Annotated in this window: 20 protein-coding genes; 16 read left to right on the forward strand and 4 right to left on the reverse strand. The window is 74.4% G+C overall.

Annotated features, from left to right (window positions below; genetic code table 11):
- Window positions 1–48: 48 nt before the first annotated feature.
- The 14 genes from ACI8AG_RS12230 (at window position 49) to wag31 (ending at window position 15,716) form a co-directional block, all read left to right on the forward strand.
- The gene (locus ACI8AG_RS12230; protein WP_456597252.1) at window positions 49–1,605 is read left to right on the forward strand and encodes a UDP-N-acetylmuramoyl-L-alanyl-D-glutamate--2,6-diaminopimelate ligase; all 1,557 of its coding nucleotides are present in this window, start codon (window positions 49–51) and stop codon (window positions 1,603–1,605) included.
- Window positions 1,602–2,993, forward strand: coding sequence for a UDP-N-acetylmuramoyl-tripeptide--D-alanyl-D-alanine ligase (locus ACI8AG_RS12235; RefSeq protein WP_456597253.1), 1,392 nt, complete (start codon window positions 1,602–1,604; stop codon window positions 2,991–2,993). Before ACI8AG_RS12230 ends, ACI8AG_RS12235 begins: the two co-directional genes overlap by 4 nt.
- Complete coding sequence (gene mraY, locus ACI8AG_RS12240; RefSeq protein ID WP_456589466.1) at window positions 2,990–4,069, forward strand: phospho-N-acetylmuramoyl-pentapeptide-transferase; 1,080 nt, start codon at window positions 2,990–2,992, stop codon at window positions 4,067–4,069. Before ACI8AG_RS12235 ends, mraY begins: the two co-directional genes overlap by 4 nt.
- Entirely contained in the window at window positions 4,066–5,508 is a 1,443-nt protein-coding gene (murD, locus tag ACI8AG_RS12245) for a UDP-N-acetylmuramoyl-L-alanine--D-glutamate ligase (protein ID WP_456597254.1), read from the forward strand. The genes mraY and murD overlap by 4 nt, the downstream gene beginning before the upstream one ends.
- The gene (gene ftsW / locus ACI8AG_RS12250; protein ID WP_456597255.1) at window positions 5,505–7,031 is read left to right on the forward strand and encodes a putative lipid II flippase FtsW; all 1,527 of its coding nucleotides are present in this window, start codon (window positions 5,505–5,507) and stop codon (window positions 7,029–7,031) included. Before murD ends, ftsW begins: the two co-directional genes overlap by 4 nt.
- Window positions 7,028–8,125: an undecaprenyldiphospho-muramoylpentapeptide beta-N-acetylglucosaminyltransferase gene (gene murG / locus ACI8AG_RS12255; RefSeq protein ID WP_456597256.1), complete on the forward strand. Its 1,098-nt coding sequence runs from the start codon at window positions 7,028–7,030 to the stop codon at window positions 8,123–8,125. Before ftsW ends, murG begins: the two co-directional genes overlap by 4 nt.
- Window positions 8,122–9,582, forward strand: a complete 1,461-nt coding sequence (gene murC, locus ACI8AG_RS12260; RefSeq protein ID WP_456597257.1) for a UDP-N-acetylmuramate--L-alanine ligase — start codon at window positions 8,122–8,124, stop codon at window positions 9,580–9,582. Before murG ends, murC begins: the two co-directional genes overlap by 4 nt.
- Before the next feature lie 176 nt (window positions 9,583–9,758).
- Window positions 9,759–10,409, forward strand: a complete 651-nt coding sequence (locus ACI8AG_RS12265) for a cell division protein FtsQ/DivIB (protein ID WP_456597258.1) — start codon at window positions 9,759–9,761, stop codon at window positions 10,407–10,409.
- 368 nt (window positions 10,410–10,777) lie between these two features.
- Complete coding sequence (gene ftsZ / locus ACI8AG_RS12270; protein ID WP_456597259.1) at window positions 10,778–12,082, forward strand: cell division protein FtsZ; 1,305 nt, start codon at window positions 10,778–10,780, stop codon at window positions 12,080–12,082.
- Between the two features lie 91 nt (window positions 12,083–12,173).
- The gene (pgeF, locus tag ACI8AG_RS12275; protein WP_456597260.1) at window positions 12,174–12,905 is read left to right on the forward strand and encodes a peptidoglycan editing factor PgeF; all 732 of its coding nucleotides are present in this window, start codon (window positions 12,174–12,176) and stop codon (window positions 12,903–12,905) included.
- Between the two features lie 81 nt (window positions 12,906–12,986).
- Window positions 12,987–13,787 (forward strand): YggS family pyridoxal phosphate-dependent enzyme, encoded by an 801-nt coding sequence (locus ACI8AG_RS12280; protein ID WP_456597261.1) that lies wholly within the window; start codon window positions 12,987–12,989, stop codon window positions 13,785–13,787.
- Window positions 13,788–13,812: 25 nt separating this feature from the next.
- Entirely contained in the window at window positions 13,813–14,544 is a 732-nt protein-coding gene (locus ACI8AG_RS12285) for a cell division protein SepF (RefSeq protein ID WP_456597262.1), read from the forward strand.
- Window positions 14,545–14,595: 51 nt separating this feature from the next.
- Window positions 14,596–14,883, forward strand: coding sequence for a YggT family protein (locus ACI8AG_RS12290; protein WP_456589456.1), 288 nt, complete (start codon window positions 14,596–14,598; stop codon window positions 14,881–14,883).
- Between the two features lie 98 nt (window positions 14,884–14,981).
- Window positions 14,982–15,716: a DivIVA-like cell division protein Wag31 gene (wag31, locus tag ACI8AG_RS12295; RefSeq protein ID WP_456589455.1), complete on the forward strand. Its 735-nt coding sequence runs from the start codon at window positions 14,982–14,984 to the stop codon at window positions 15,714–15,716.
- Window positions 15,717–15,915: 199 nt separating this feature from the next.
- Here the strand turns inward: wag31 and ACI8AG_RS12300 are convergent, their stop codons facing one another.
- The 3 genes from ACI8AG_RS12300 to ACI8AG_RS12310 all read right to left on the reverse strand — a co-directional run bounded on the left by ACI8AG_RS12300 (window position 15,916) and on the right by ACI8AG_RS12310 (window position 19,321).
- On the reverse strand, window positions 15,916–16,839 hold the full coding sequence (locus ACI8AG_RS12300; RefSeq protein WP_456597263.1) for a carbohydrate ABC transporter permease: 924 nt from the start codon (window positions 16,837–16,839) through the stop codon (window positions 15,916–15,918).
- Window positions 16,836–17,825 (reverse strand): carbohydrate ABC transporter permease, encoded by a 990-nt coding sequence (locus ACI8AG_RS12305; protein WP_456597264.1) that lies wholly within the window; start codon window positions 17,823–17,825, stop codon window positions 16,836–16,838. The genes ACI8AG_RS12300 and ACI8AG_RS12305 overlap by 4 nt, the downstream gene beginning before the upstream one ends.
- A gap of 119 nt (window positions 17,826–17,944) precedes the next feature.
- On the reverse strand, window positions 17,945–19,321 hold the full coding sequence (locus ACI8AG_RS12310; protein ID WP_456597265.1) for an ABC transporter substrate-binding protein: 1,377 nt from the start codon (window positions 19,319–19,321) through the stop codon (window positions 17,945–17,947).
- Window positions 19,322–19,676: 355 nt separating this feature from the next.
- On the opposite strand from ACI8AG_RS12310, the gene ACI8AG_RS12315 reads away from it, so the two are divergent.
- Both ACI8AG_RS12315 and ACI8AG_RS12320 read left to right on the forward strand, forming a co-directional pair.
- On the forward strand, window positions 19,677–20,786 hold the full coding sequence (locus tag ACI8AG_RS12315) for an ABC transporter ATP-binding protein (protein ID WP_456597266.1): 1,110 nt from the start codon (window positions 19,677–19,679) through the stop codon (window positions 20,784–20,786).
- A 58-nt stretch (window positions 20,787–20,844) separates the two neighbouring features.
- The gene (locus ACI8AG_RS12320; protein WP_456597267.1) at window positions 20,845–21,462 is read left to right on the forward strand and encodes a hypothetical protein; all 618 of its coding nucleotides are present in this window, start codon (window positions 20,845–20,847) and stop codon (window positions 21,460–21,462) included.
- Window positions 21,463–21,502: 40 nt separating this feature from the next.
- On the opposite strand, the gene ileS is transcribed toward ACI8AG_RS12320, so the two are convergent.
- Window positions 21,503–24,670, reverse strand: coding sequence for an isoleucine--tRNA ligase (gene ileS, locus ACI8AG_RS12325; protein WP_456597301.1), 3,168 nt, complete (start codon window positions 24,668–24,670; stop codon window positions 21,503–21,505).
- Between the last annotated feature and the right edge of the window lie 30 nt (window positions 24,671–24,700).

Below are 24,700 nucleotides of genomic sequence, written 5' to 3' on the forward strand. Positions count from 1 at the left end.
GGCGCGGTGACGCCGTGCGGACATCCGCCGCCGGTAGATTGGAGTCCCGTGACCCCGACCGACCCCGGGACGGCCCCGCGGCCGACGGGGAACCGCCCGCTGTCCCTCGCCCGGCTGGCCGACCTGATCGGCGCGCCCGAGGGCTCCGCCGCCGACGTCGCCGTCTCCGGGCTCACGCTGGCGTCCGGCGAGGTGCGCCCCGGCTTCCTGTACGCCGCCCTTCCCGGTGCCCGCACGCACGGCGTGCGCTACGCGGCCGACGCCGCCGCCCGGGGGGCCGTGGCGCTGCTCACGGACCCGGCCGGCCGGGCCGACGCGCTGGCGACCGGCCTGCCGGTCTGCGTCGTCGACGACCCGCGGCAGGTGCTCGGAGCCGTCGCCGACCGCGTCTACGGGGAGCCCAGCCGCCGGCTCACCGTCCTGGGGATCACCGGCACCAACGGCAAGACGACGACGAGCTACCTGGTCGAGGCGGGGCTGACCGCCGCCGGGCGGGCCACCGGCCTGATCGGCACGGTCCAGACCCGGACCCGCTCCGCGGACGGCACCGTCAGCGCCCTCCCGAGTGTCCGCACCACCCCGGAGGCGCCCGCCCTGCACGCGCTGCTCGCCGGCATGGCCGACGCCGGGGTGTCCGCCGTCGTCATGGAGGTCTCCAGCCACGCGCTGGTCCAGGGGCGGGTGGGCGGTGTGCGGTTCGCCGCGGCCGGGTTCACCAACCTGGGCCGGGACCACCTGGACTTCCACCGCGACATGGAGGACTACTTCCAGGCCAAGGCGCTGCTGTTCGACGGCCGGGCCGACGTGGAGGTCGTCGACGTCGACGACGCCTACGGCCGCCGGCTGGCGGCCCGGGCCGACCACCCGCGGCCGGTCACCGTCGCCAGCAGCGAGGGCGCGGTGGCCGACTGGACCGCCTCGGACGTGGCGACGGCGCCCGGAGGTGGCTCGACCTTCACGCTGCACGGGCCCGGGGGCCGGAGCTGGCCGGCGCGGCTGCGGCTGCCCGGCAGGTTCAACGTGGCCAACGCGGTGCTGGCGGTGGCCCTGCTGGACGGCATCGGCGTCGCCGTCGAGGACGCGCTCACCGGGCTCGCCGCGACCGTGGTCCCGGGGCGCATGGAGCCGGTGGAGGCCGGCCAGCCCTTCGTCGCCGTCGTCGACTACGCGCACACCCCCGACGCCGTGCGCACCGCGCTCGCGGCCCTGCGGGGCGCCACCCCCGGGCGGCTGATCACCGTGCTCGGGTGCGGTGGTGACCGGGACCCGGGCAAGCGCCCGGAGATGGGCCGGGTGGCCGCCGAGGGCAGCGACGTGCTGGTGGTCACCGACGACAACCCGCGGTCGGAGGACCCGGCCGGCATCCGCGCCGCGATGCTCGCCGGGGCTCGGGAGGTGCCGGCCGACCGTCGCGCGGAGGTGCTCGAGGTGGGGGACCGCCGCGCCGCCCTGGCGACGGCGGTGCGGCTGGCGGAGGCCGGCGACACCCTGCTGGTCGCCGGCAAGGGGCACGAGACGGGCCAGGAGGTGGCCGGCACGGTGCACCCGTTCGACGACCGCACGGAGCTGCTCGAGGTGCTCGCCGGCTCGGGGACGCCGGCATGATCCGGCTGTCGCTGGCCGAGGTGGCGGAGCTGACCGGAGGACGGCTGTCGGTCCCGTCCGACGGCGCAGTCACCGGGAAGGTGACCCTGGACTCCCGCGCGGTCGCCGCGGGCGACCTCTTCGTCGCCGTGGTGGGGGAGCGGGCCGACGGTCACGACTTCCTGGGGGCGGCGGCGGCCGCCGGCGCGGTCGCCGCGCTCGCCACGCGCCCGGATCCGGCCCTCCCGTGCGTCGTCGTCGACGACCCGGTCGACGCGCTCGGCCGCCTCGCCGCCGGCGTCCACGTGCGGCTGACCGCCGCGGGCGTGCGCACGCTGGCCATCACCGGCTCGTCGGGGAAGACCTCCACCAAGGACCTCCTCGGCCAGGTCCTCGCCTCGGCCGGCCCCACGGTGAGCCCGCCGGGCTCCTACAACAACGACATCGGCCTGCCGCTGACCGTGCTCTCCGCCGACGTCACGACCCGGTTCCTCGTGCTCGAGATGGGCGCGCGCGGGCCGGGGCACATCGCCCGCCTGTGCCGGGTGGCCCGGCCCGAGGTCGGGATCGTCCTCAACGTGGGCTCGGCCCACCTGGGCGAGTTCGGCAGCGCCGACGGCATCGCGCAGGCCAAGGGGGAGCTCGTGGAGGCGCTGGCCCCCGAGGGGACCGCCGTCCTCAACGCCGACGACGCGCGGGTGCTCGGCATGGCCGGCCGCACGCGCGCCCGGGTGCTGACCACGGGCCGCGCCGCGCAGGCCGCGGTCCGCGCCGTCGACGTCGGGCTGGACGAGAACGCCCGCGCCCGCTTCACGCTGGTCGCCGGGGGCGAGCGCCACCCGGTGGCGCTGCGGGTGGTCGGTGAGCACCAGGTCGCCAACGCGCTGTCGGCGGCCGGCGCCGCGCTGGCCGTGGGCCTCGCCCCGGCCGCCGTCGCCGCGGCGCTGTCGGCAGCGGAGAGCCGCAGCCGATGGCGCATGGAGGTCGACCGGCGGGCCGACGGCGTCACCGTCGTCAACGACGCCTACAACGCCAACCCCGAGTCGATGCGCGCGGCGCTGGCGGCGCTGACCGGGCTGCCGGGGGAGCGGCGCATCGCCGTCCTGGGGGGCATGGCCGAGCTGGGGCCGGACACCGCCGCCGAGCACGAGCGGCTGGGCCGCGACGCGGCCGCGGCAGGGGTCGACCTGGTCGTTGCCGTCGGCGCCGATGCGGTAGGCATAGCGGAAGGCGCGGCCGCCGCAGGGCGGCGCGCAGGGGAGGAGTCGGTGCACGTGCCGGACCGGGGCGCTGCCCTCGCGTGGCTCACGGAGGTGCTGCGCCCGGGGGACGTCGTCCTCGTGAAGGCCAGCCGCTCCTACGGCCTGGAGCTGCTCGCGGCCGATCTGCTGGGCGGTGCCGCGCAGTGAGGAGCGTCCTCATCGCGGCGGCCGTCGGCCTGATCATCTCGATCCTCCTGACGCCGCTGGCCATCCGGGCCTTCCGCCGCCAGGGCCTGGGTCAGGAGATCCGCGACGACGGCCCCGAGAGCCACCTGTCGAAGAAGGGCACGCCCACGATGGGCGGCACCGTCATCGTGGGTGCCACCGTGGTCGGCTACGTCGCCGCCCACCTGGTGTTCGTCGGCGAGTCCGGCTGGGGGTTCAGCGCCACCGGCCTGCTGCTGCTGTTCCTCATGGTCGGCATGGGCACCGTCGGTTTCCTCGACGACTACCTGAAGATCCGGCACCGGCGCAGCCTGGGGCTGAACAAGACGGCCAAGCTGGTGGGGCAGCTCGTCGTCGGCGTCACCTTCGCGGTGCTGGCGATCAACTTCCCGGACGGGAACGACGTCACCCCCGCGTCGACCGTCGTCTCCTACGTCCGCGACATCGCGCCGCTGGCCCTCGGGCCGATCGCGTTCGTGATCCTGGCCTACCTGTTCATCGCCGGGTTCTCCAACGCGGTGAACCTCACCGACGGGCTGGACGGGCTGGCCGCCGGCGCCTCGGCGATGGTGCTGGCGTCCTACATCGTCATCTCGTTCTGGCAGTTCACCCACGACTGCGCCAACGAGCTGATCGAGGGCTGCTACACCGTCCGGGATCCGCTCGACGTGACCCTCGTGGCCGCGGCGGGCATGGGGGCGTGCCTGGGCTTCCTGTGGTGGAACACCAGCCCGGCGCGCATCTTCATGGGAGACACCGGCTCCCTCGCCCTCGGTGGGCTGCTCTCGGGCCTGGCGATCGTCACCCGCACCGAGCTGCTCCTCGTCGTCCTCGGCGGGCTGTTCGTCGCGGTGACGCTCTCGGTGATCATCCAGGTGGCCTTCTTCCGGGCCACCCGGCGGCGGGTCTTCCGCATGGCACCGCTGCACCACCACTTCGAGCTCGCCGGCTGGACCGAGAACACCGTGATCGTGCGGTTCTGGCTGGTCACCGGCATGGCGGTCGCGTTCGGTCTCGGGCTGTTCTACGCCGACTGGCTGAACTTCGTGGGCCTGTGAGCGTGGCTGCCCCGGCGGTCGCCGGCCGCACCGTCCTCGTCGCCGGGCTGGGCGTCTCGGGCGCCGCAGCCGCGCGGGTGCTGCTGCGCTCCGGCGCCCGGGTGCTGCTCGCCGACGCCGCCCGGCCGGAGGTGGTCGACGAGCTGACCGGCGCCGGCGCGGAGTGGCTCGGCGCCACCGAGGCGCTGCCCGGGGGCGTCGACCTCGTCGTCACCTCCCCGGGCTGGCGGCCGGACGCCCCGCTGCTGGTCGACGCCGCGGCCCGCGGGGTCGAGGTGATCGGCGAGCCGGAGCTGGCCTGGCGGCTGCGCATCGCCGGCCCGGGCGGGGAACCGGCGCCGTGGCTCGCCGTCACCGGCACCAACGGCAAGACGACGACGGTCACCATGCTGGAGGCGATCCTCACCGCCGCCGGCCGGCGCGCCGTGGCGGCCGGCAACGTCGGGCGCCCCCTGGTCGAGGTGGTCACCGCGCGGGACGACGACGGCGCCCCCGCCTACGACGTCATCGCCGTGGAGCTCTCCAGCTTCCAGCTGCACTGGTCCTCGTCGCTCGCACCCGCCGCCGCCGCCGTGCTCAACGTCGCCGACGACCACACCGACTGGCACGGCTCCTTCGCCGCGTACCGCGACGCGAAGGCCCGCATCCTGGAGCGCGCCCCGGTCGCCGTCGCCGACGCCGGCAACGCGGTGGCCGCCGCACTCGTGGCCGCCCATCCCCGCCCGGTCACCGTGACCCTGGGCGAGCCGGCGCCGGGCCAGCTCGGCGTGCGCGCCGGCGCGCTGGTCGACCGGGCGTTCGCCGTCGACGCGGCGGGGGAGCACCTGCTCGCGCGCGAGGACCTACCGGTACCGGGGCCGCACAACACGGTCAACGCCCTGGCCGCCGCGGCGCTGGCCCGCGCGATCGGGGTGCCGGCCGAGGCGGTCGCCCGAGGGCTTGCCCGCTTCCGGGGCGGCGCGCACCGCAACGTGCTGGTCGCCACCGTCGACGGCGTCGACTACGTCGACGACAGCAAGGCGACCAACCCGCACGCCGCCGGAGCATCGCTGGCGGCCTACCCCCGGGTGGTCTGGGTCGCCGGCGGCCTGCTCAAGGGCGCCGACGTCGACCCGCTCGTCGCGGCGGTCGCGCCCCGGCTCGCGGGAGTGGTCCTGCTGGGCCGCGACCGCGCGCAGGTGGCCGCCTCGCTGGCGCGACACGCCCCGTCGGTCCCCGTCGTCGAGGTCCCGAGCGGCGACGATGACGGGGTGGCTGGGACTCGTGTGACGGCAGAGGCGACGATGGCCCGCGTCGTCGCCGCGGCCCACGGGCTGGCGCAGCCGGGGGACACCGTGCTGCTGGCCCCGGCCGCCGCCTCCATGGACGTCTTCCGGGACTACGGCCACCGCGGGCGCGCCTTCGCCGACGCGGTGCGCGGGCTGGCGGCCGGGCGATGACGACCACCGAACGCCCGGTGCGTACCCCGCGCCCGGCCCGCGGTCGCGCCCGGGCCTCGGCGCCCCGCACCCCGCCGCGCCGCTGGACCGGCCCCGCCTGGCTCGACGGTCCGCTGACCAGCTGCCACCTCGTGCTGGGCGCCGCCGGGCTGCTGCTGCTCATCGGCCTGGTCATGGTCTTCTCCGCCTCCGCGATCGAGGCGGCGCTGGCGGACCAGCCGGCGTGGGCGCCCGGCGTCAAGCAGCTGGTGCTGGCGTGCATCGGCCTGGGCGCGATGGTGGTCGCGATGCGGCTGCCCGTGGGACTGGTGCGCCGCTGGTCACCCATCGCGCTGCTCGTGGTGATCGGCCTGCTGGTCCTCGTGCTGATCCCGGGCATCGGGCTGGAGCGCAACGGGGCCCGGCAGTGGATCCCGCTGGGTGTCACCGACTTCCAGCCGTCGGAGGCGGGCAAGCTGGTCTTCGCGCTGTGGGGCGCGCACGTGATCGCGCTCCGCGAGCGCTACCTGACGACGAAGTCGCTCCTCGTCCCGGTGCTCCCGGTGTTCGCCCTGCTGGCCTTCCTGCTCATCCTCGAGCCCGACTTCGGCGGGGTGGTGAGCCTGGGCCTGGTGCTCGTCGGCCTGCTGTGGGCCGGCGGGATGCCGATGCGCTGGTTCGCCGCCTTCGCCGGCGTCGCGCTCGTGGCGATCGTGGTCATGGTGAAGGCGGCGCCGTACCGCATGGCCCGCATCACCGCGTTCCTCGACCCGTTCGCCGATCCCGACCACACCGGCTTCCAGGCGATCCGCGGCATGTACGCGCTGGCGACCGGCGGCCTCTGGGGCGTCGGCCTGGGCAACAGCGCGATGAAGTGGAACATCCTCCCGGAGGCCGAGTCCGACTACATCTTCGCGATCATCGGCGAGGAGCTGGGCTTCCTCGGGTGCCTGGTGGTCGTGACGCTCTACGGGGTCCTGGCCTACGCCGGTTTCCGCATCGCCCGGCGCTCGGCCGACCGGTTCGTCCAGCTGGCCTGCGTCGCGATCACCGTGTGGCTCATCGGGCAGGCGACCATGAACATGGGGTACGTGGTCGGACTCCTGCCGGTGACCGGGGTGACGCTCCCGCTGATCTCGGCGGGCGGCACCTCGTTGATCCTGACGCTCTTCCTCGTCGGCCTGCTCGCCCGGTTCGCCCGGTCCGAGCCGGCCGCCATCGAGGCCCTGCGGACCGCCGAGCGCGGCCGCCTGGCCCGCCTGCTCGCGCCCGCCCCGACCGTGGCCGTGGACCAGGTGCGCCCGCGGCGCTCCGCCGCGGGCGACCTCCCCGAGCGGCCGGTGGTGGGCGGCGCCCGCACGCTCCTGCACGCGCGCGGGGCCGAGCCCCGGCGGTCGCCGGCGCCGGCCGGGCGTCCCGGTGCGGCGGGGCGCCCGCGTGCCGCGGTGCGCACCCCGGCAGCGGCGCGGGAGCCCGTGCGCGCCGCCGCCCCGCGGCAGCGACCGGTCGCGCCGCGCGGCGGCCGCCCGGGAAGCGACCGATGACCGCGGTCCGGTCGGTCGTCCTGGCGGGGGGCGGCACCGGCGGGCACATCGAGCCGATGCTGGCCCTCGCCGACGCGCTCCGGCGGCGGGACGGCGGCCTGCGCCTCACCTGCCTCGGCACGGCGCGCGGGATGGAGACCCGGCTGGTGCCCGCCCGCGGTTACGACCTGCGCCTCATCCCGCCCGTGCCGCTGCCGCGCAAGCCCACGCCCGACCTGCTGCGCGTGCCGGGCCGGGTGGTCCGGTCGGTGTCGCAGACCCGTGCGCTGCTCGACGAGCTGGCCGCCGACGTGGTGGTGGGCTTCGGCGGCTACGTGGCCCTCCCGGCCTACCTGGCCGCCCGCCGGGGCAAGGTGCCGGTGGTCGTGCACGAGCAGAACGCCCTGCCGGGGCTGGCCAACCGCGTCGGAGCCCGCATCGCCGCCCGCGTGGCGGTCACGGTGCCCGGCACGCCGCTGCACCGGGGCGAGCACGTCGGCATGCCCCTGCGCCGGGCCATCTCCTCGCTCGACCGGGCCGCCCTCCGGGCGGAGGCGCGGGCGGAGTTCGGTTTGGACCCCGACCGGCCGACCCTGCTGGTGTTCGGCGGCTCGCAGGGCGCCGCGTCGCTCAACCGCGCCGCGGTCGCCGCGGCCGACGCGCTGACCGGCGCAGGGGTGCAGGTACTGCACGCCCGCGGGCCCAAGAACACCGACGTCACCGTCCCCGCCCGCGCTGTGGGGCAGGCGCCGTACGTCGTCGTCGACTACCTGGAGCGCATGGACCTCGCCTACGCCGCCGCCGACCTGGCGCTGTGCCGCTCCGGCGCGGTCACCGTGGCCGAACTCTCGGCCGTCGGGCTGCCCGCGGCGTTCGTCCCGCTGCCCATCGGCAACGGCGAGCAGCGGCGCAACGCGCTGCCGGTGATCGAGGCCGGCGGCGGGCTCCTGGTGGAGGACGCCGACCTCGGCCCCGGGTGGATCACCGGCACCCTGCTGCCGCTGCTCACCGACCCGACCGCCCTGGCCGGGCTCGCCCGGCACGCCGCCGCGGCCGGCGTGCCCGACGCCGACGAGCGGCTGGCCGACATCGTCTGCGAGGTGGCAAGCGCATGACTGCCCACTCCGTCGCGGCCTGGACCGGGCCGGTCCCGTCCCTCCCCGAGCTGGGGGCCGTGCACTTCATCGGCATCGGGGGGGCCGGCATGAGCGGGATCGCCCGGATCCTGCTCGCCCGCGGGGTCCCGGTCTCCGGCTCCGACCGGCGGGACAGCCCCACCCTCCTGGCGTTGCGGGCCCTCGGTGCGCGGGTGGAGCTGGGGCACGACGGCGCGCACGTCGGCGAGGCCGACACGGTCGTCGTCTCCACGGCGATCCGGGCGGACAACCCCGAGCTCGCCGCCGCCCGGGAGCGGGGCCTGCGCATCCTCCCCCGGGCGGTCGCCCTGGCCGCGGTGATGGCCGGGCGGCGCAGCGTCGCCGTCGCCGGCACGCACGGGAAGACCTCGACCACCTCGATGCTCACCGTCGCCGCCCAGGCCTGCGGGGTCGACGCCTCCTTCGCGATCGGCGGCAACCTGAACGAGTCGGGCAGCAACGCGCACGCGGGGGAGGGCGACGTCTTCGTCGCCGAGGCCGACGAGAGCGACCGCTCGTTCCTCCTCCTGTCGCCCTTCGCCGCGATCGTCACCAACGTCGAGGCCGACCACCTGGACAACTACGGCGACCTGGCGGCCGTGGAGACCGCGTTCGACCAGTTCCTGCAGACGGTCGACCCCGGCGGTTTCGTGGTGCTCTGCGCCGACGACCCGGGCGCCGCGCGGTTGCGGACGGTGCCCGCCCCGGCGCGGGTGCGCACCTACGGCACGGCCGAGGACGCCGACCTGCGGCTGGTCGACCTTGCGGTCGGCCGCGAGCACACCACGTACACGGCGCTCCTGGGCGGCACCGAGCTCGGCCGGGTGCGGATCCGGGTCCCCGGCGAGCACATGGCGCGCAACAGCGCGGCGGCGCTGCTCGCCGGCCTGGAGCTGGGGCTGCCGGCGGAGGGCCTGATCGAGGGGCTGGGCCGGTTCGGCGGCGTGCACCGCAGGTTCGAGCTCAAGGGGACCGCCGGGGGCGTGCGGGTCTACGACGACTACGCCCACCACCCGACCGAGGTCGCCGCGCAGCTCCGCGCCGCCCGGGCGGTGGCGGGGGAGGGGCGCCTGGTGGTGGCCTTCCAGCCGCACCTCTACAGCCGGACCCAGGAGTTCGCCGAGGGCTTCGGCGCGGCGCTGGGCCTCGCCGACGAGGTCGTGGTCATGGACGTCTACGGCGCCCGGGAGGACCCGGTGCCGGGCGTGACCGGGGCGATGGTGGCCGACGCCGTGCCGCTGCCGGCCGAGCAGGTGCACTTCGAACCGTCCTGGTCGGCCGCCGGGCCGGCGCTGGCGGCCCGGGCCCGTCCCGGGGACCTGGTCATGACGATGGGCGCCGGGGACGTCTCCATGGTGGGGCCCGAGGTGCTCGACGCGCTGCGCGCCGCGGAGGGGACGGCCGGGGAGGGCGACACGGCGGACACCGGTCGGTGAACAGGACCGGCAGCACCACCCGCGATCGGACGCGGCGCAGCCGTGGCCGGGCCGACCGCCCGCCGGCCGACCGCAGGCCTGCCGACCGCCGCGGCGCCCGGGTCACCCCGCTGCCGGATCGGCGTCCGTCGCGGCGGAGCACCCGCCGGCGGCGTTCCCTGCAGGTCGCGACGGCGGTGACGGTCGTGGCCGGGCTCTGCTGGCTGCTGTGGCTGGGCCCGGTGCTGGCGGTCCGCACGGTGCAGGTGGACGGGACGGCGACGCTGTCGGCCGACCAGGTACGCGAGGTGGCGCGGGTGCCCGACGGCGTACCGCTGCTGCGGGTCGACCTGGGCGCCGTCGAGGACCGCGTGTCCCGGCTGCCGCAGGTCCGCGACGTCCAGGCGGCGCGCGGATGGCCCGACCGGATCGTCGTCACCGTCGCCGAGCGGGTGCCGGTGGCCGTCGTCGGCCCGCCCGGCCGGCGGTCGCTGGTCGACGCGGACGGGGTCCTGTTCGACAGCCTCACCGGCCCCGCGCCGCGCGGGGTGGTGCCGCTGGTCGTGACCGATCCGGGACCGGACGACGCCGCGACCCGGGCCGGGCTGGCCGCGATCGGCGCGCTGCCCGGCTGGCTGCGCGAGGACGTCGTCGAGGTCGCCGCCCCCGACGCGGAGTCGATCAGCCTCGCGCTGACCGACGGCACGGTGGTGGCCTGGGGCGGTGCCGAGGAGTCGGCGACCAAGGGCGAGGTGCTCGTCGCGCTGCTGGACCGGATCGCTGACGGCGAGCTCCCACCGGCGGAGCTGATCGACGTCAGCGCGCCGGACGCCGTCGTCCTGCGCTGACCGTGCGGCCGCCTGTGGCGGACCGTCGCCAGGTGGCTGCGCAGCGGCTCGGCTGAGCCGTCCGGGCGACACGCCGGTCGGTGCGACACGCCCGACACGCGCTCCGGCCCCCGGATCTTTCTGCTCACCCCGGCCGGTGGGGCCTGCAGCCCGGGATGAGACGGATCCGGGGCGAGTCGTCACACCGCGTGGTGAGAATGTGACCAGTGAGTCCCGAGGGTCCGGTGCGATTCGGCACCGCCGACACGCCGACCCGGAGAGGGTGCTTGTAGCGCCGTTCGGCACACACCTAACTTCATCCCCGTCGACCGAGTTGACATAACTGTAAGGCTGAACTTGAGGATGAGGGTCCAGTTGGGGAGCGCCGCATGACACCTCCGCACAACTATCTAGCGGTCATCAAGGTCGTCGGCATCGGCGGCGGCGGGGTGAACGCGGTCAATCGCATGATCGAAGTCGGCCTCAAGGGGGTCGAGTTCATCGCGATCAACACCGATGCGCAGGCGCTGCTGATGAGCGACGCCGACGTCAAGCTCGACGTCGGCCGCGAGCTCACCCGCGGGCTCGGCGCGGGCGCGCAGCCCGACGTCGGCCGGCAGGCCGCCGAGGACCACCGCGAGGAGATCGAGGAGGTCCTCAAGGGCGCCGACATGGTCTTCGTGACCGCGGGGGAGGGCGGCGGCACCGGCACCGGTGGCGCGCCCGTCGTCGCCTCGATCGCCCGCAAGCTCGGTGCGCTGACGATCGGCGTCGTGACCCGTCCCTTCGCGTTCGAGGGCAAGCGGCGCGCCGTGCAGGCCGAGTCGGGTATCGAGGAGCTGCGCAACGAGTGCGACACGCTCATCGTCATCCCGAACGACCGGCTGCTGCAGCTGGGCGACCGGAACGTGAGCGTCATGGACGCCTTCCGCACCGCCGACCAGGTGCTGCTCTCCGGTGTCCAGGGCATCACCGACCTGATCACCACGCCCGGCCTGATCAACCTGGACTTCGCCGACGTCAAGTCGGTCATGTCCGGCGCGGGCTCGGCGCTCATGGGGATCGGCAGCGCGCGCGGTGACAACCGCGCCCTGCTGGCGGCGGAACAGGCGATCGCCTCGCCGCTGCTGGAGGCGTCGATGGAGGGCGCCCACGGCGTCCTGCTGTCGATCTCGGGCGGGTCGGACCTCGGTCTGTTCGAGATCAACGAGGCCGCCTCGCTGGTCTCCGATGCCGCGCACCCGGACGCCAACATCATCTTCGGCGCGGTCATCGACGACGCGCTCGGGGACGAGGTCCGGGTCACCGTGATCGCCGCGGGCTTCGACGGCGGCCGGCCCAACACGCGCTCGGACGGGGCCGCGGTGACCAGTGCGGTCCAGGCACCGGTGTCCACCGGCGGCGCCTCGCCGTTCGCGGCGCCCCGTCGGCCGGTGGCTGCCCCGCCGGTCGCCAGCGCCCCGCCGCCCGCCGCGGCGCCGGCACCCGCCCCGGCCCCGGCCGCTCCGCCGGCCACCGGTGAGCGGCTCGCCCAGCAGGCGCCGTCGGGCTCCGCGGGCCGGCCGGCTGCGGGGGGCGGGCTGACCGTGCCGCCGCTGCCGCCCATCCCGGGGCCGGCCGCGAACGGCCGTCGGCCGCTGTCCAGCGAGGACTTCGAGGAGGAGCTGGACATCCCGGAGTTCCTCAAGGGCTGAAGGACCCCCCTGCCCCCCGACGCACGCTCCGCTCGCGTCGGGTCCCTGCAGGGGGGCCGTTCCAGAGCGTCACCTCGTAGGCTTCGCCTACATGGATACGAATCCGGCCGCTCCGTCGGCGGTGCGACCCCGCAGGGTCGTCACCGACCGGCGGGGCGGCCGTTCCCGTTCTCCGTACGACTCCTTCAACCTGGGGTCCCACGTCGGTGACGATCCCGGGGACGTCGCGGCCAACCGGGCCCGCGCGGCCCGGGAACTAGGCGTGCCGCAGGGCCACCTGGTGTGGATGGACCAGGTCCACGGCACCGGCGTGGCCGTCGTCGACGGGCCGCAGGACCGGCCGGTCGCCGCCACCGACGCCCTGGTCACCGCCACCTCGGGGCTGGTGCTCGCCGTGCTGGCCGCCGACTGCGTGCCCGTGCTGCTGGCCGACCACGAGACGGGCGTCGTCGCGGCCGTGCACGCCGGCCGCGAGGGGGTCCGGCAGGGGGTGCTGCCCGCGGCGCTGTCAGCGATGGCGAGCCTGGGCGCCCGTGCCCGGCACGTGACCGCCCTGCTCGGCCCCGCGGTCTGCGGTGCCTGCTACGAGGTGCCCGAGGCGATGCAGGCCGACGTCGCGCGGGTCGCACCGGCGGCCGCGGTCCGCACCCGCTCGGGCACCCCCGGGCTCGATCTCCGGGCCGGGGTGGAGGAGGTCCTCCGCCGCGCCGGAATCCCGGAGGTGGTGCAGGACCCGCGCTGCACCGTCGAGGACCCCACCCTCTTCTCCCACCGGCGCGACGGCGTCACCGGCCGCCAGGCCGGGCTGGTCTGGCTGGCATGAGGACCCCCGTGCCCCCCGTCGCTCGCCGGCTCGCGGCGGGCCCCTGCACGGGGGCCGGTCGCTGGGAGGACACTCCAGGACGTGAGCTCGCTCGCTGAGAACCTGCGCGCGGTGCGCGCCCGCATCGACCGCGCCGCCCGGGCCGCCGGGCGCGACCCCGCGACCGTCTCCCTCCTCGCGGTGAGCAAGACCTGGCCCGCGGACGACGTGCGCGCGCTGGCCGCGCTCGGCCAGCGGGACTTCGGCGAGAACCGCGTGCAGGAGCTGCTGGGGAAGGCCGCGGCGCTCGCCGACGTGGAGCTGCGGTGGCACGTCGTCGGCCAGCTGCAGCGCAACAAGGCCGCCGCGGTGGCCCGGACCGGGGCGGCCGTCCACTCGCTGGACCGAGCCGCCCTGGCCGCGACGCTGGACCGCGTCGGCCAGGAGACCGGCCGGCCGGTGGACGTGCTCGTGCAGGTGGACCTCGGCGGGCCCGAGGGCCGGCTCGCCGCGCGTGGCGGGGCGCGCCCGGAGGAGGTCCCCGCGCTCGCCGACCTCGTCGCGTCGGCGCCGGGGCTGCGGCTGCGCGGGCTCATGGCCGTGGCTCCCCGGGGCGAGCGACCGGCCCCCGCGTTCGCCCGGCTGGCCGCCCTGGCCGACCGCCTGCGCGCCGACCACCCGCAGGCGGTGGAGGTCTCCGCGGGCATGAGCGCCGACCTGGAGGAGGCGGTCGCGGCGGGCGCGACGATCGTGCGTGTCGGAACCGCCTTGTTCGGTGCCCGCCCCCTACCCTGCGGTGAGTTCGAGGAACACCAGCCACGCGAGTCACAGCAGTCACACGAGCCGCTCGAGCACCGGGCGGACGGGGACGATGTGACGACGACCGTGCAGACGCGACGCTGAGGACACCAGCAGAGGGGGAGGTCCGATGGCCGGAACCATGCGGAGGATGGGGATCTACCTGGGGCTCGTCGAGGACGACGACCCCCGCGGCTACGGCCGGTACGACGCCCGCCCGTCGGACGAGCTCGACCGCGACCGTCGCTACGGCCGCTACGAGGAGGACCGCTACGGCGAGGGCTACGCCGATCGCGGCTACGCCGATGACGACGACTACGCCGACGACTACGCCGACGGGTACGCCGACGACGAGCCCGCTCCCGCCGAGGTCCCCGCGGCCCGCGACCCCGAGCCCATCTCGGTGCGCCGCATCCAGGCCCGCCCGCTCGGCCTCGCGCCGGTCGGCGCCGGGTCCGGGTCGACCGGCGCCCGCGCGCTGAGCACCACCAGCGCCCCCGTCGCCGCGGCCGGCCTGGCCGTCCGCGAGCCGGTGGCGGCCCCTGAGCCCGAGCCGGAGGCGGCGCCCGCACCCGCGGCCAAGAGCTACCAGGTCGTCACGCTGCACCCGCGCACGTACAACGAGGCGCGCACCATCGGGGAGCGCTTCCGCGACGGCATGCCGGTCATCATGAACCTGACCGAGATGGACGACGCCGACGCCAAGCGGCTCGTCGACTTCGCTGCGGGCCTGAGCTTCGGACTGCGCGGTAGTATCGAGCGCGTCACGGCGAAGGTCTTCCTGCTCAGTCCGCAGGACGTCGCCGTCACCGCTGAGGACAAGGCGAAGATCCGCGAGGGCGGGTTCTCCGACAAGTCCTGAGCGGCGTGGAGTGGAGTCGGCACCCGGGGGTGCCCTGATCGAGCGGGGCCCGTGTCTCTTTTCTGGCAGATCGTCTCGTCGGTGCTGCTCGTCTTCCTCATCCTGCTCTTCGCGCGCTTCGTCGTCGACTGGGTGATGGTGCTGGCGCGCAGCTGGCGGCCCTCGGGCGCCGTCGCGGCCGGACTCGAGATCGTCTACTCCACCACCGACCCGCCGTTGCGGGCGGTGCGGAAGGTGATCCCGCCGCTGAACCTGGGGTCCATCCGACTGGACCTCGGGTTTATGGTGCTGCTGATCGCCGTGGTGGTTCTCCGGAACGTCACGCTCGCACTCGCATGACCGCTGAAACCCCCCGGGTCAGTGCCGTCGGACGGTGGCGCTCCGCCGCCGGTCCCACCACGTACCTGTTCCCGCCGTCCGACCTGAGGTGACCTGCGATGCCACTCACGCCTGCCGACGTGCACAACGTCGTCTTCAAGAAGCCGCCCATCGGCAAGCGGGGCTACGACGAGGACGAGGTCGACGCGTTCCTCGACGTCGTGGAGGCCGAGCTGGCCCGCCTGATCGAGGAGAACAACGAGCTGCGCTCCAGCGTGGGCCGTGCCGGCGCCCGCGCCGAGGAGCGGCCCGAGCCGCCGGCTCCCGCCCCCGCCCCGCCGGCCGCCCCGGCGCCGCCGCCGGTCCAGCAGCCCCGGGAGGACGACAGCGCCCGGGCCTCGCGCATGCTCGCGCTGGCCACCGAGACCGCTGACCGCTACGTCAACGAGGCCAAGACCCAGGCCGAGCAGATGCTCAGCGGCGCCAAGACCAACAGCGAGCGGCTGATGAGCGACGCGCGCGCCAAGAGCGAGCAGATGGTCGCCGAGGCCAAGCATCGCGCCGACTCCATGATCGGCGACGCGCGGACCCGCGCGGAGACGGTCGAGCGGGAGGCCCGCGCCAAGGCCGCCGCGCTCGACCAGGACGCCGAGCGCCGGCACATCGAGGTCATGGGCAGCCTCGAGGAGAAGCGCAGCAGCCTGGAGCGCAAGATCGAGGAGCTGCGCACGTTCGAGCGCGAGTACCGCACCCGGCTGCGGTCCTACCTCGAGTCGCACCTGCGCGACCTCGACAGCCGGGGCTCCGCAGAGCCCGCCAGTGCGGGCCGGCAGAACCAGCACGCCAGCGCCTGAGAAGGGACCCCTCCTCCCCGCCCCTCGCACGCTCGGGGCGGGACCCGGGAGGAGGCCGAAGGCCCCGGACCCCACGGTCCGGGGCCTTCGTCATGTCTGGGTTGCGCGCGGCCGGCAGCGCGCGGTCGCCCTCGCCCCACGGCGAGGGCCCCGGACCAGGTGTCGGTCCGGGGCCCTCGGTGCAGCGGGGGAGCGGGGCTCAGCCCTTGACGCTCCCGGCCAGCAGGCCGCGGACGAAGTAGCGCTGCAGGGCGAGGAACACGATGAGCGGGACGATCATCGAGACGAACGCGCCCGCCGCGAGCAGGAACCAGTCCGAGCCGCGGGAGCCCGCCAGCTCCGCCACCCGCACCGTCAGCGGCGCCACGTCCGAGCTGCCGCCGGCGAAGGTGAGGCCGACCAGCAGGTCGTTCCACACCCACAGGAACTGGAAGACGCCGAACGCGGCGATGGCCGGCGTGAGCAGCGGCAGCAGCACCTGGAAGAAGATCTTCACGTGCCCGGCGCCGTCCATCCGGGCCGCCTCGACGAGCGACGCCGGGATCTCCTTCATGAAGTTGTGCAGCAGGAAGATCGCCAGGGGGAGCGCGAAGATCGAGTGGGCGAGCCACACGGTCCAGAACGAGCCGGCGATGTCCGCGTCGACGAAGAGCCGCAGCAGCGGGATGAGCGTCACCTGAAGCGGCACCACCTGCAGGGCGAACACCGCGACGAAGAGCATGTTACTGCCGCGGAACGGGATCCACGCGAAGGCGTAGGACGCCAGCAGCGCCAGGCTGATCGGGATCACCACGGCGGGCAGCGTGATGACGACGGAGTTGACGAAGAGCTCCGCGAAGTTGGTGCTGCCGCCGTAGAGCACCTCGTTGTAGTTGTCGAGGGTGAACTCCGGATTGATGATCGCCGTCCACCAGCCGGAGCGGCGGATGTCGATCTCCGGGCGGAACGAGGTGATCAGCAGCCCGAGGGTCGGCACCGTCCAGAGCACCGCGATCACGATCGCGATGATCGAGGCCGCCGGGGAGCTCAGCTTCCTCTTCGCGGCGGCCGAGCGCCGTCCCGGGCGGCCGAGCTTGCGGTCCTCGGGCGGAGCCGGCGCCATCACCGGCACGGTCGTGGTCATCGGATCTCCTCGGCCAGCCGCAGCTGGCGGACGTTGTAGGCGATGATCGGGACGACGAGGACGAAGAGCAGCACCGCCAGCGCGGCCCCGAGGCCGAAGTTCGAGTAGCGGAACGACTGCGTGTAGAACTCGTTGGCGACGATGCTGGTGCCGAAGTTGCCGCCGGTCATCGTGCGCACCACGTCGAAGGCCTTGAGCGAGACGATCGCGACGGTGGTCAGCACGACCACGAGCGCCGGCCGGATGCTCGGCACGGTGATGTGACGGAACATCTGCAGCCCGCTCACCCCGTCCAGCCGGGCGGCCTCGACCACGTCGTCGGGGATCGCCTTGATCGCCGCGGAGAGCACGGTCATCGCGAAGCCTGCCTGGATCCAGACCATGACGGCGATCAGGAAGAAGGTGTTGGACGGCTGGTTGAGCAGGAACTGCTGCGGTCCGATGCCCACCAGCGACAGCAGCTGGTTGAGCAGACCGATCTGGTTCACCCCCGGCTGGTCGGGGCGGAACTCGTACATGAACTTCCAGATCACGCCGGCGCCGACCATGGAGATCGCCATGGGCAGGAACACCAGTGCCTTGGCCAGCGACTCGAAGCGGGTCCGGTCGACCAGATAGGCGTAGACGAGGCCCAGGCCGGTGGTCACCAGGGGGACCAGCACGACCCAGAGCACGGTGTTGCGCAGCACCGTCTGGAAGTTGTCCTCGGTGAAGACGGTGGCGTAGTTGTCGAACCCGACGAACTCCGAGCCGTTCTGGTTGTAGAAGGACGCGCGGATCGTCTCCACGGCCGGGTACACCAGGCCGACCAGGAGCATGATCAGCGTGGGGCCGAGGAAACCGGCGACGACGACCCAGGTGGGCACGCGCTTGGGGCGGTCGACGGCGAAGAGGATGCCGCCCATCACCACGACGAACAGGACGATGGCGACCGCCATCAGGGCGAACTTGTGCCCCGTGGTGGTGGCTTGGAGGAACCACTGCACTGCGCGCGACCTCCCGCGACGGCGGATGCCGGGGGACCGCAGGCGCTGCGATCCCCCGGCGTCCGAGGTGGTGAGGGCCGGTCAGCCGGGCGGCCGACCGGCCCTCGGGGTGTCGGACGTCAGGACGCCGGCCAGGCGTTCTCGACGTCGGTGAGCACGGCCTCGGTGGGCTTGTCGTTGGCGAACCAGTTGGTCAGCTCCGTCCAGAGCCGGCCGGCGCCGATCTCACCGGGCATCAGGTCCGAGCCGTCGAACCGGAACACCGACTCGGGGTCCTGGAACAGCTCGGCGGAGAGCTGGTCGATCGGCGACTCGAGGTTGTCGATCTCCAGACCGGTGTTGGCGCTGACCCAGCCCGGGCCGGAGACCTGGGCCTTCACGTTGGCCCAGTCCGCCGTCGACAGGTAGGTCTGCAGCGCCTGGGTGGCCGGGCGGTCGTTGAAGGCCGCGACGAACTCGCCGCCACCCAGGACCGGGGCCGCGTCGCCGTCGATGGGCGGCAGCGGGAAGGCGAAGACGTCGCCGTCCTCACCGACCTCGGTGCCCTCGGGCCAGTTCGCCTGGTAGAAGGACGCCATCCGGTGCATCCAGCAGGTGCCCTCGAGGATCGCGTTGCCCGCGTCGGTCCACTCGGTGGAGGCGATGGACTGCACGCCGCCGAAGCCGCCGTTGACGAACTCCTCGTTCTTCAGGATGTCGCCGACGGTGTTCAGCGCCTCGACGACCGCCGGGTCGTTGAACGGGATCTCGTGGTTGACCCACTGGTCGTAGACCTCGGGGCCGGCCGTGCGGAGGAGGACGTCCTCCAGCCAGTCGGTGGCCGGCCAGCCGGTGGCCTCGCCGGAGCCGATGCCCGCGCACCACGGCTTCGCGCCGGTGGCGGCGATCTCCTCCGAGAGGGCGATCATCTCGTCCCACGTCTCGGGGATCTCGTACCCGGCCTCCTCGAACATCGAGGGGGAGTACCAGACGAAGGACTTCGCGTTGGCGCCGAGCGGGGCGGCGTAGAAGGTGCCGTCGACGGTGCCGTACTGCTTCCAGCTCTCGTCCCAGTACTCGTCGACGTTCTGCTCCACCTGGGCGGGCGGCGCGACGACGTCGCCGGAGTCGACCAGGTTCGCCAGCAGGCCCGGCTGCGGGATGAACGCCAGGTCGGGGGCGTTGCCGCTCCGGGTGCGGACGACGAGCTGCGCCTCGAACTCGCGCGAGCCCTCGTACTGCACATCGACGCCCGTGCACTCCTCGAACGGCACGTAGGAGTCGATGTGCGGCTGGTCCTCGGGGTCGACGATGGAGCTGTAGACGCTGACGGTCTCACCCTCCAGGTCGCCGAACTCCTCGTAGGGCGCGCAGTCGATCTCCAGGTCGGCCGCGGCCTGGCTGCCGCCGCCACCTCCGCCGGACGTCTCGTCGGCGCCGCACCCGGTGAGCAGGAGCGTCAGCCCCACCCCGCCGGCCAGGGCTGCTGCGCCGCGGCCTCTCGCACGCTTGGTCATGTGGTCCCCTCCAGACTCCTGCGGCTTCGTCGCCGCATCGTGTGACTCCGTGCCCGGCACCCGCTGGCGGGTGCGGCCGCTCACATCCGTCGGCGACCCTAGCCGCGCGGCAAGCCCCCGGCGGCCACGGTCCCGTAACGGTTGCGCAACCTCCGAGCGGTAGTGGCCCGTTCGTCGGTGCTGTGTCCGGGAGCATATGGGAGCGCTCCCACGCCGTCCCGTCGTCAGCGCACGATCGGGGGAGGAATCGCGACCCCGGTGGGTGACCCGGACGGGGACGACGGCGCGGGCCTGGTGGTCGTACCGGCCCCCGGCGTGCCAGAGTGACGACACCGCTCGGCGCAGGAAGGGACCCATGGCCGCCATCACGTACGACCACGCCACGCTCGTCTACCCCGGGGCGGAGCACCCGTCGGTCGATGCGCTGGACCTCCAGATCGCCGACGGCGAGTTCCTGGTCCTGGTCGGCCCGTCGGGCTGCGGCAAGTCGACGTCGCTGCGGATGCTGGCCGGGCTGGAGGAGGTCACCGACGGCAGGATCCTGGTCGGCGACCGCGACGTCACGCACCTGCCGCCGAAGGACCGGGACATCGCGATGGTGTTCCAGAACTACGCGCTGTACCCGCACATGACGGTCGCCGAGAACATGGGCTTCGCCCTGAAGATCGCCGGCGTCTCCAAGGAGGAGCGGCAGACCCGGGTCCAGGAGGCCGCGCGCATCCTCGACCTCGAGCCCTACCTCGACCGGAAGCCCAAGGCGCTGTCGGGCGGGCAGCGGCAGCGGGTGGCGATGGGGCGGGCGATCGTGCGCCAGCCGCAGGTGTTCCTCATGGACGAGCCGCTGTCCAACCTCGACGCCAAGCTGCGGGTGCAGACCCGCACCGAGATCGCCGCGCTCCAGCGCCGGCTCGGCGTCACCACGGTCTACGTCACCCACGACCAGGTCGAGGCCATGACGATGGGCGACCGGGTCGCGGTGCTCAACGCGGGGGTGCTCCAGCAGGTCGACACCCCCCGCAACCTGTACGACGCGCCGGCCAACGTGTTCGTCGCGGGCTTCATCGGCTCACCGGCCATGAACCTCGTGCCCGTGACGCTGACCGAGGGCGGCGCCCGCGTGGGCGAGCACCCGGTGCCGCTGCCCCGGGAGGCGCTGTCGGCGCTCGCCCACGAGGGCGGCACCACCGCCACCCTGGGCTTCCGGCCGGAGTCGGTCGAGTTCGTGGGCGCCGGGGAGGGCATCCCGGTCGAGGTCCTCATCGTGGAGGAGCTCGGCTCGGACGCCTTCGCGTACGGTCGGCTCGCCACGGGGCAGGCCGGCGGCGACGACGAGCAGGTGGTGCTCCGGGCCGACCCCCGCCGCCCGCCGCAGAAGGGCGACGTCGTGCACGTGGCGATCCGTCCGGGAGAGGCGCACCTCTTCTCCGCACAGACCGGGCTGCGGGTCACCCAGGCCCCCGGCTGACCCTCGCGGCACGGCGCGCGGCGGGCGCCCGTCGGACGGCGCGCCCTACAGTCCAGCTGTGATCGTGATCGCCGCAGTGCTCCTGCTGCTGGGCCTCGGGCTCTTCATCGGCGGGCTGCTCACCGGCATCACCGCCCTGTACTGGGGCTGTGTGGCCGCCTGCGTCGTGGCCGCGGGCGTCCTGGTCGTGGCCCGGCGGCAGATCGCGGAGCGGACGGCTCCCACGACCACGGCTCCCACGACCACGGCCGCCGCCGACGCCGCCCCGGCGGCGACCGGGCCCGACCTCTCGACCGGCGCGACCGCCGTCCCGCCCGCGGACCCACCGGCCGTCGCCGAGCCGGTGGCGGGCGGGGAGCAGCCGGCAAGGGGGAGCGAACGGCCCCCGTCGGGAGCGGGCCGCGCCCGGGGTGCCGCACCCGAGGCCGGAGAGCCGCCGGTCGAGGAGGTCGAGGTCACCGATCTGCTGATCGTCGTGGACCTCACCGACGACGTCCTGGTGGTCGACGAGCACCCGCGGTACCACGTCCCCGGCTGTCTCCACCTCCAGGGCCACGAGCCCATCCCGCTGCCGTTGGACGAGGCGCGCACCGACGGGTTCACCCCGTGCGGGGCGTGCCGCCCGGACCGCACGCTCGCCGACCGGGCCCGCGCCCGCAGGGGCAGCGGCGCCTGAGCCGCTGCCCCGCCCGCTCCCCGGCGAGCGGGGCGGACAGCTACGAGCCGGCCCTGGCCACCCAGAAGCGCGAGCCCTCCGGACCCTCGACGCCCTCGCCCGCCCCGGCGGTGCCGGCGTGCACGGCGACGGCGAGCACCTCGCCGGCCAGCTGCTCCTCGTGCTCGGTGAGCGCCTGCGCCATGGCGCCGTCGGCGGTCCAGAACAGCTCGATCCGGTCGCTGACCTCCAGTCCACCGGCCTTGCGCGCCTCCTGCACCAGCCGGACCGCCTCACGGAACAGCCCGGCCCGCTCCAGCTCGGGGGTGAGCGTGAGGTCCAGCGCCACCGTCAGACCCCCGGCGCTGGCGACGGTCCAGCCCTCGCGCGGGGTCTCGGTGACCACCAGGTCGCCCTCCTCGAGCGGCACGGGAGAGCCGTCGACCTCCACGCTCGCGGTGCCGGCCCGGTAGGCCGCCACCAGGCTGGGGGCGTCGGCAGCGGCGACCGCCTTGGCCACCGCCTGCACCTGCTTGCCCAGGCGGCGCCCCACGGCGCGGAAGTCGATCTTGACGCTGACGTCGACCAGGTCGCCGCCGACCGCGGCGAGCTCGAGCACCTCCGCCACGTTGAGCTCGTCGGCCACCTCGGCGACCAGGTCGCGGGGGAGCGCGCCCCACCCCGGCGCGGCCACGACGGCGCGGGCCAGCGGCTGCCGGGTGCGGACCCTGGCGGAGGTCCGGGCCGAGCGCCCCTGCTCCACCAGGCGGCGCACCAGCGCCATCTGCTCGACCAGGGCGCCGTCCAGCGCGTCCTCGTCGACGGCCGGCCAGGAGGCCAGGTGCACCGAGTCCGGCGCCTCCGAGCCGCCCAGGCCCGGAACGACGGCGCGAGTCCACACCTCGTCGGTGACGAACGGCGTGAAGGGGGCCATGAGGCGGGTCAGGCCGTCGAGCACCTCGTGCAGCGTGCCCAGGGCGGAGGCGTCGCCGTCCCAGAAGCGGCGCCGCGACCGCCGCACGTACCAGTTGGAGAGGTCGTCGACGAACTGGGCGAGGAGCCGGCCGGCGCCCTGGGTGTCGAAGTCCTCCAGGGCCGCCGTCACGTCGCGGGTCACCGCGGCCAGCTCCGCGAGGGCCCACCGGTCCAGCAGCGGGCGCTCGGCGCGGGCGGGCGCGGGCGAGGCGGCGGGGTCCCAGCCGTTGGTCTCGGCGTAGAGCGTGAAGAAGCTGGCGGTGTTCCAGTAGGTGAGCAGCACCTTGCGGACCACCTCGGACAGCGTCTCGTGGCCGACCCGGCGGGCGGACCAGGGCGAGCCGCCGGCCAGCATGAACCAGCGGACGGCGTCGGCGCCGTGCCGGTCCATCAGCGGGATCGGCTCGAGGATGTTGCCCAGGTGCTTGCTCATCTTGCGGCCGTCCTCGGCCAGGATGTGGCCCAGGCACAGCACGTTCTCGTACGAGCTCTGCCCGAACACCAGCGTGCCGACGGCCATGAGCGAGTAGAACCAGCCGCGGGTCTGGTCGATGGCCTCGGCGATGAACTGCGCCGGGTAGGCGGCCTCGAAGCGCTCCTGGTTGCGGTGCGGTGCCCCCCACTGGGCGAAGGGCATCGAGCCGGAGTCGTACCAGGCGTCGATGACCTGCGGCACCCGCCGGTAGGTGCCCGCCTCGCCCTCCCGCGTGAAGGTGATCTCGTCGATGAACGGCCGGTGCGGGTCGAGGTCGGAGAGGTCGCGGCCGGTCAGCTCCGACAGCTCGGCCAGGGACTCGACGACGACGATGCGCGACGGGTCCTCGTCGTTGCGCCACACCGGCAGCGGGGTGCCCCAGTACCGGTCGCGCGACAGCGCCCAGTCGACGTTGTTGTTCAGCCAGTCGCCGTAGCGGCCGGTCTTGATGTTCTCGGGGTACCAGCGGGTCTTCTCGTTCTCGGCGAGCAGTTGGTCCTTGATCGCGCTGGTGCGGATGTACCAGGACGGCTGGGCGTAGTACATCAGCGGCGTGTGGCAGCGCCAGCAGTGCGGATAGCTGTGCTCGTACCGGATCTCCCGGAACAGCACGCCCCGGGTCTGCAGGTCCTCGACCAGCGCCGCGTCGGCCGCCTTGAAGAAGTGCCCGCCGACCAGCGGGATCTCGGCCAGGAAGTGGCCGGTCGCGTCGATCGGGTTGACCACGGGCAGCCCGTAGCCGCGGCAGACCGCGAGGTCGTCGGCGCCGAAGGCGGGGGACTGGTGCACCAGGCCGGTGCCGTCGTCGGTGGTCACGTAGTCGGCGAGCACCACGTAGTGGGCGTCCCCGTCGGGGAACTCCACCAGCTCGAACGGTCGCCGGTAGTGCGTGCGCTCCCAGTCGCGGCCGGGGGCGCTGCCGAGCACCTCGACGTCCTCACCGAGGACGGCGGCCACCAGCGGCTCGGCCACTACGACCGGCACGTCGTCGGTACCGGCGGTGCGGGCGACGACGTAGGTGACCTCCGGGTGCACGGCGACGGCGGTGTTGCTGGGCAGCGTCCACGGCGTCGTCGTCCAGATCAGCAGGTCGGCCCGGCCGGCCCACTCGCCGTCGAGGACCGGCAGCCGCACGTACACCGACGGGTCGGTGATGGTCTCGTACCCCTGGGCGACCTCGTGGTCGGAGAGGCCGGTGCCGCAGCGCGGGCAGTACGGGGCCACCCGGTGGTCCTCGACCAGCAGGCCCTTCTCGAAGACCTGCTTGAGCGACCACCAGACGCTCTGGACGTACGCCGGGTCCATCGTCCAGTAGGCGGTGGACATGTCGACCCAGTAGCCCATGCGACGGGTCAGCTCGGTGAAGGCGTCGACGTGCCGCTCCACCGAGGCGCGGCAGCGGGCGTTGAACTCGGCGATGCCGAACCGCTCGATGTCCGGCTTGCCGGCGAAGCCCAGCTCCTGCTCCACCGCGATCTCCACGGGCAGGCCGTGGCAGTCCCACCCGGCCCGGCGGGGCACGTGCCAGCCCTGCATCGTCTTGAACCGCGGGAAGACGTCCTTGAACGCGCGCGCCTCGATGTGGTGGGTGCCGGGGCGGCCGTTCGCCGTCGGCGGGCCCTCGTAGAAGTTCCACTGCGGGCGGCCCTGCGAGGCATCCAGCGACCGGTCGAAGACCTTCTCGCTCTCCCAGCGCTCGAGGATGCCGCGCTCCAGGGCGGGGAGGTCGACCTGCGGGGGCAGCGCGGAGAAGGGGCCGGGTGAGCTCACGGGCACCATCATCCCCGACCCGGGCGGCGCACCGGTGCG

Source organism: Blastococcus sp. SYSU DS0552 (assembly GCF_054050815.1).

What these genes read in the sequence shown, in the direction of transcription:
- ACI8AG_RS12235 (WP_456597253.1), top strand. Translation starts at nt 1,602, where the DNA reads ATGATCCGGCTGTCGCTGGCCGAGGTGGCGGAGCTGACCGGAGGACGG.
- ftsW (WP_456597255.1), top strand. Translation starts at nt 5,505, where the DNA reads ATGACGACCACCGAACGCCCGGTGCGTACCCCGCGCCCGGCCCGCGGT.
- murG (WP_456597256.1), top strand. Translation starts at nt 7,028, where the DNA reads ATGACCGCGGTCCGGTCGGTCGTCCTGGCGGGGGGCGGCACCGGCGGG.
- murC (WP_456597257.1), top strand. Translation starts at nt 8,122, where the DNA reads ATGACTGCCCACTCCGTCGCGGCCTGGACCGGGCCGGTCCCGTCCCTC.
- ftsZ (WP_456597259.1), top strand. Translation starts at nt 10,778, where the DNA reads ATGACACCTCCGCACAACTATCTAGCGGTCATCAAGGTCGTCGGCATC.
- pgeF (WP_456597260.1), top strand. Translation starts at nt 12,174, where the DNA reads ATGGATACGAATCCGGCCGCTCCGTCGGCGGTGCGACCCCGCAGGGTC.
- ACI8AG_RS12285 (WP_456597262.1), top strand. Translation starts at nt 13,813, where the DNA reads ATGGCCGGAACCATGCGGAGGATGGGGATCTACCTGGGGCTCGTCGAG.
- wag31 (WP_456589455.1), top strand. Translation starts at nt 14,982, where the DNA reads ATGCCACTCACGCCTGCCGACGTGCACAACGTCGTCTTCAAGAAGCCG.
- ACI8AG_RS12300 (WP_456597263.1), bottom strand. Translation starts at nt 16,839, where the DNA reads ATGACCACGACCGTGCCGGTGATGGCGCCGGCTCCGCCCGAGGACCGC.
- ACI8AG_RS12310 (WP_456597265.1), bottom strand. Translation starts at nt 19,321, where the DNA reads ATGACCAAGCGTGCGAGAGGCCGCGGCGCAGCAGCCCTGGCCGGCGGG.
- ACI8AG_RS12315 (WP_456597266.1), top strand. Translation starts at nt 19,677, where the DNA reads ATGGCCGCCATCACGTACGACCACGCCACGCTCGTCTACCCCGGGGCG.
- ileS (WP_456597301.1), bottom strand. Translation starts at nt 24,670, where the DNA reads ATGGTGCCCGTGAGCTCACCCGGCCCCTTCTCCGCGCTGCCCCCGCAG.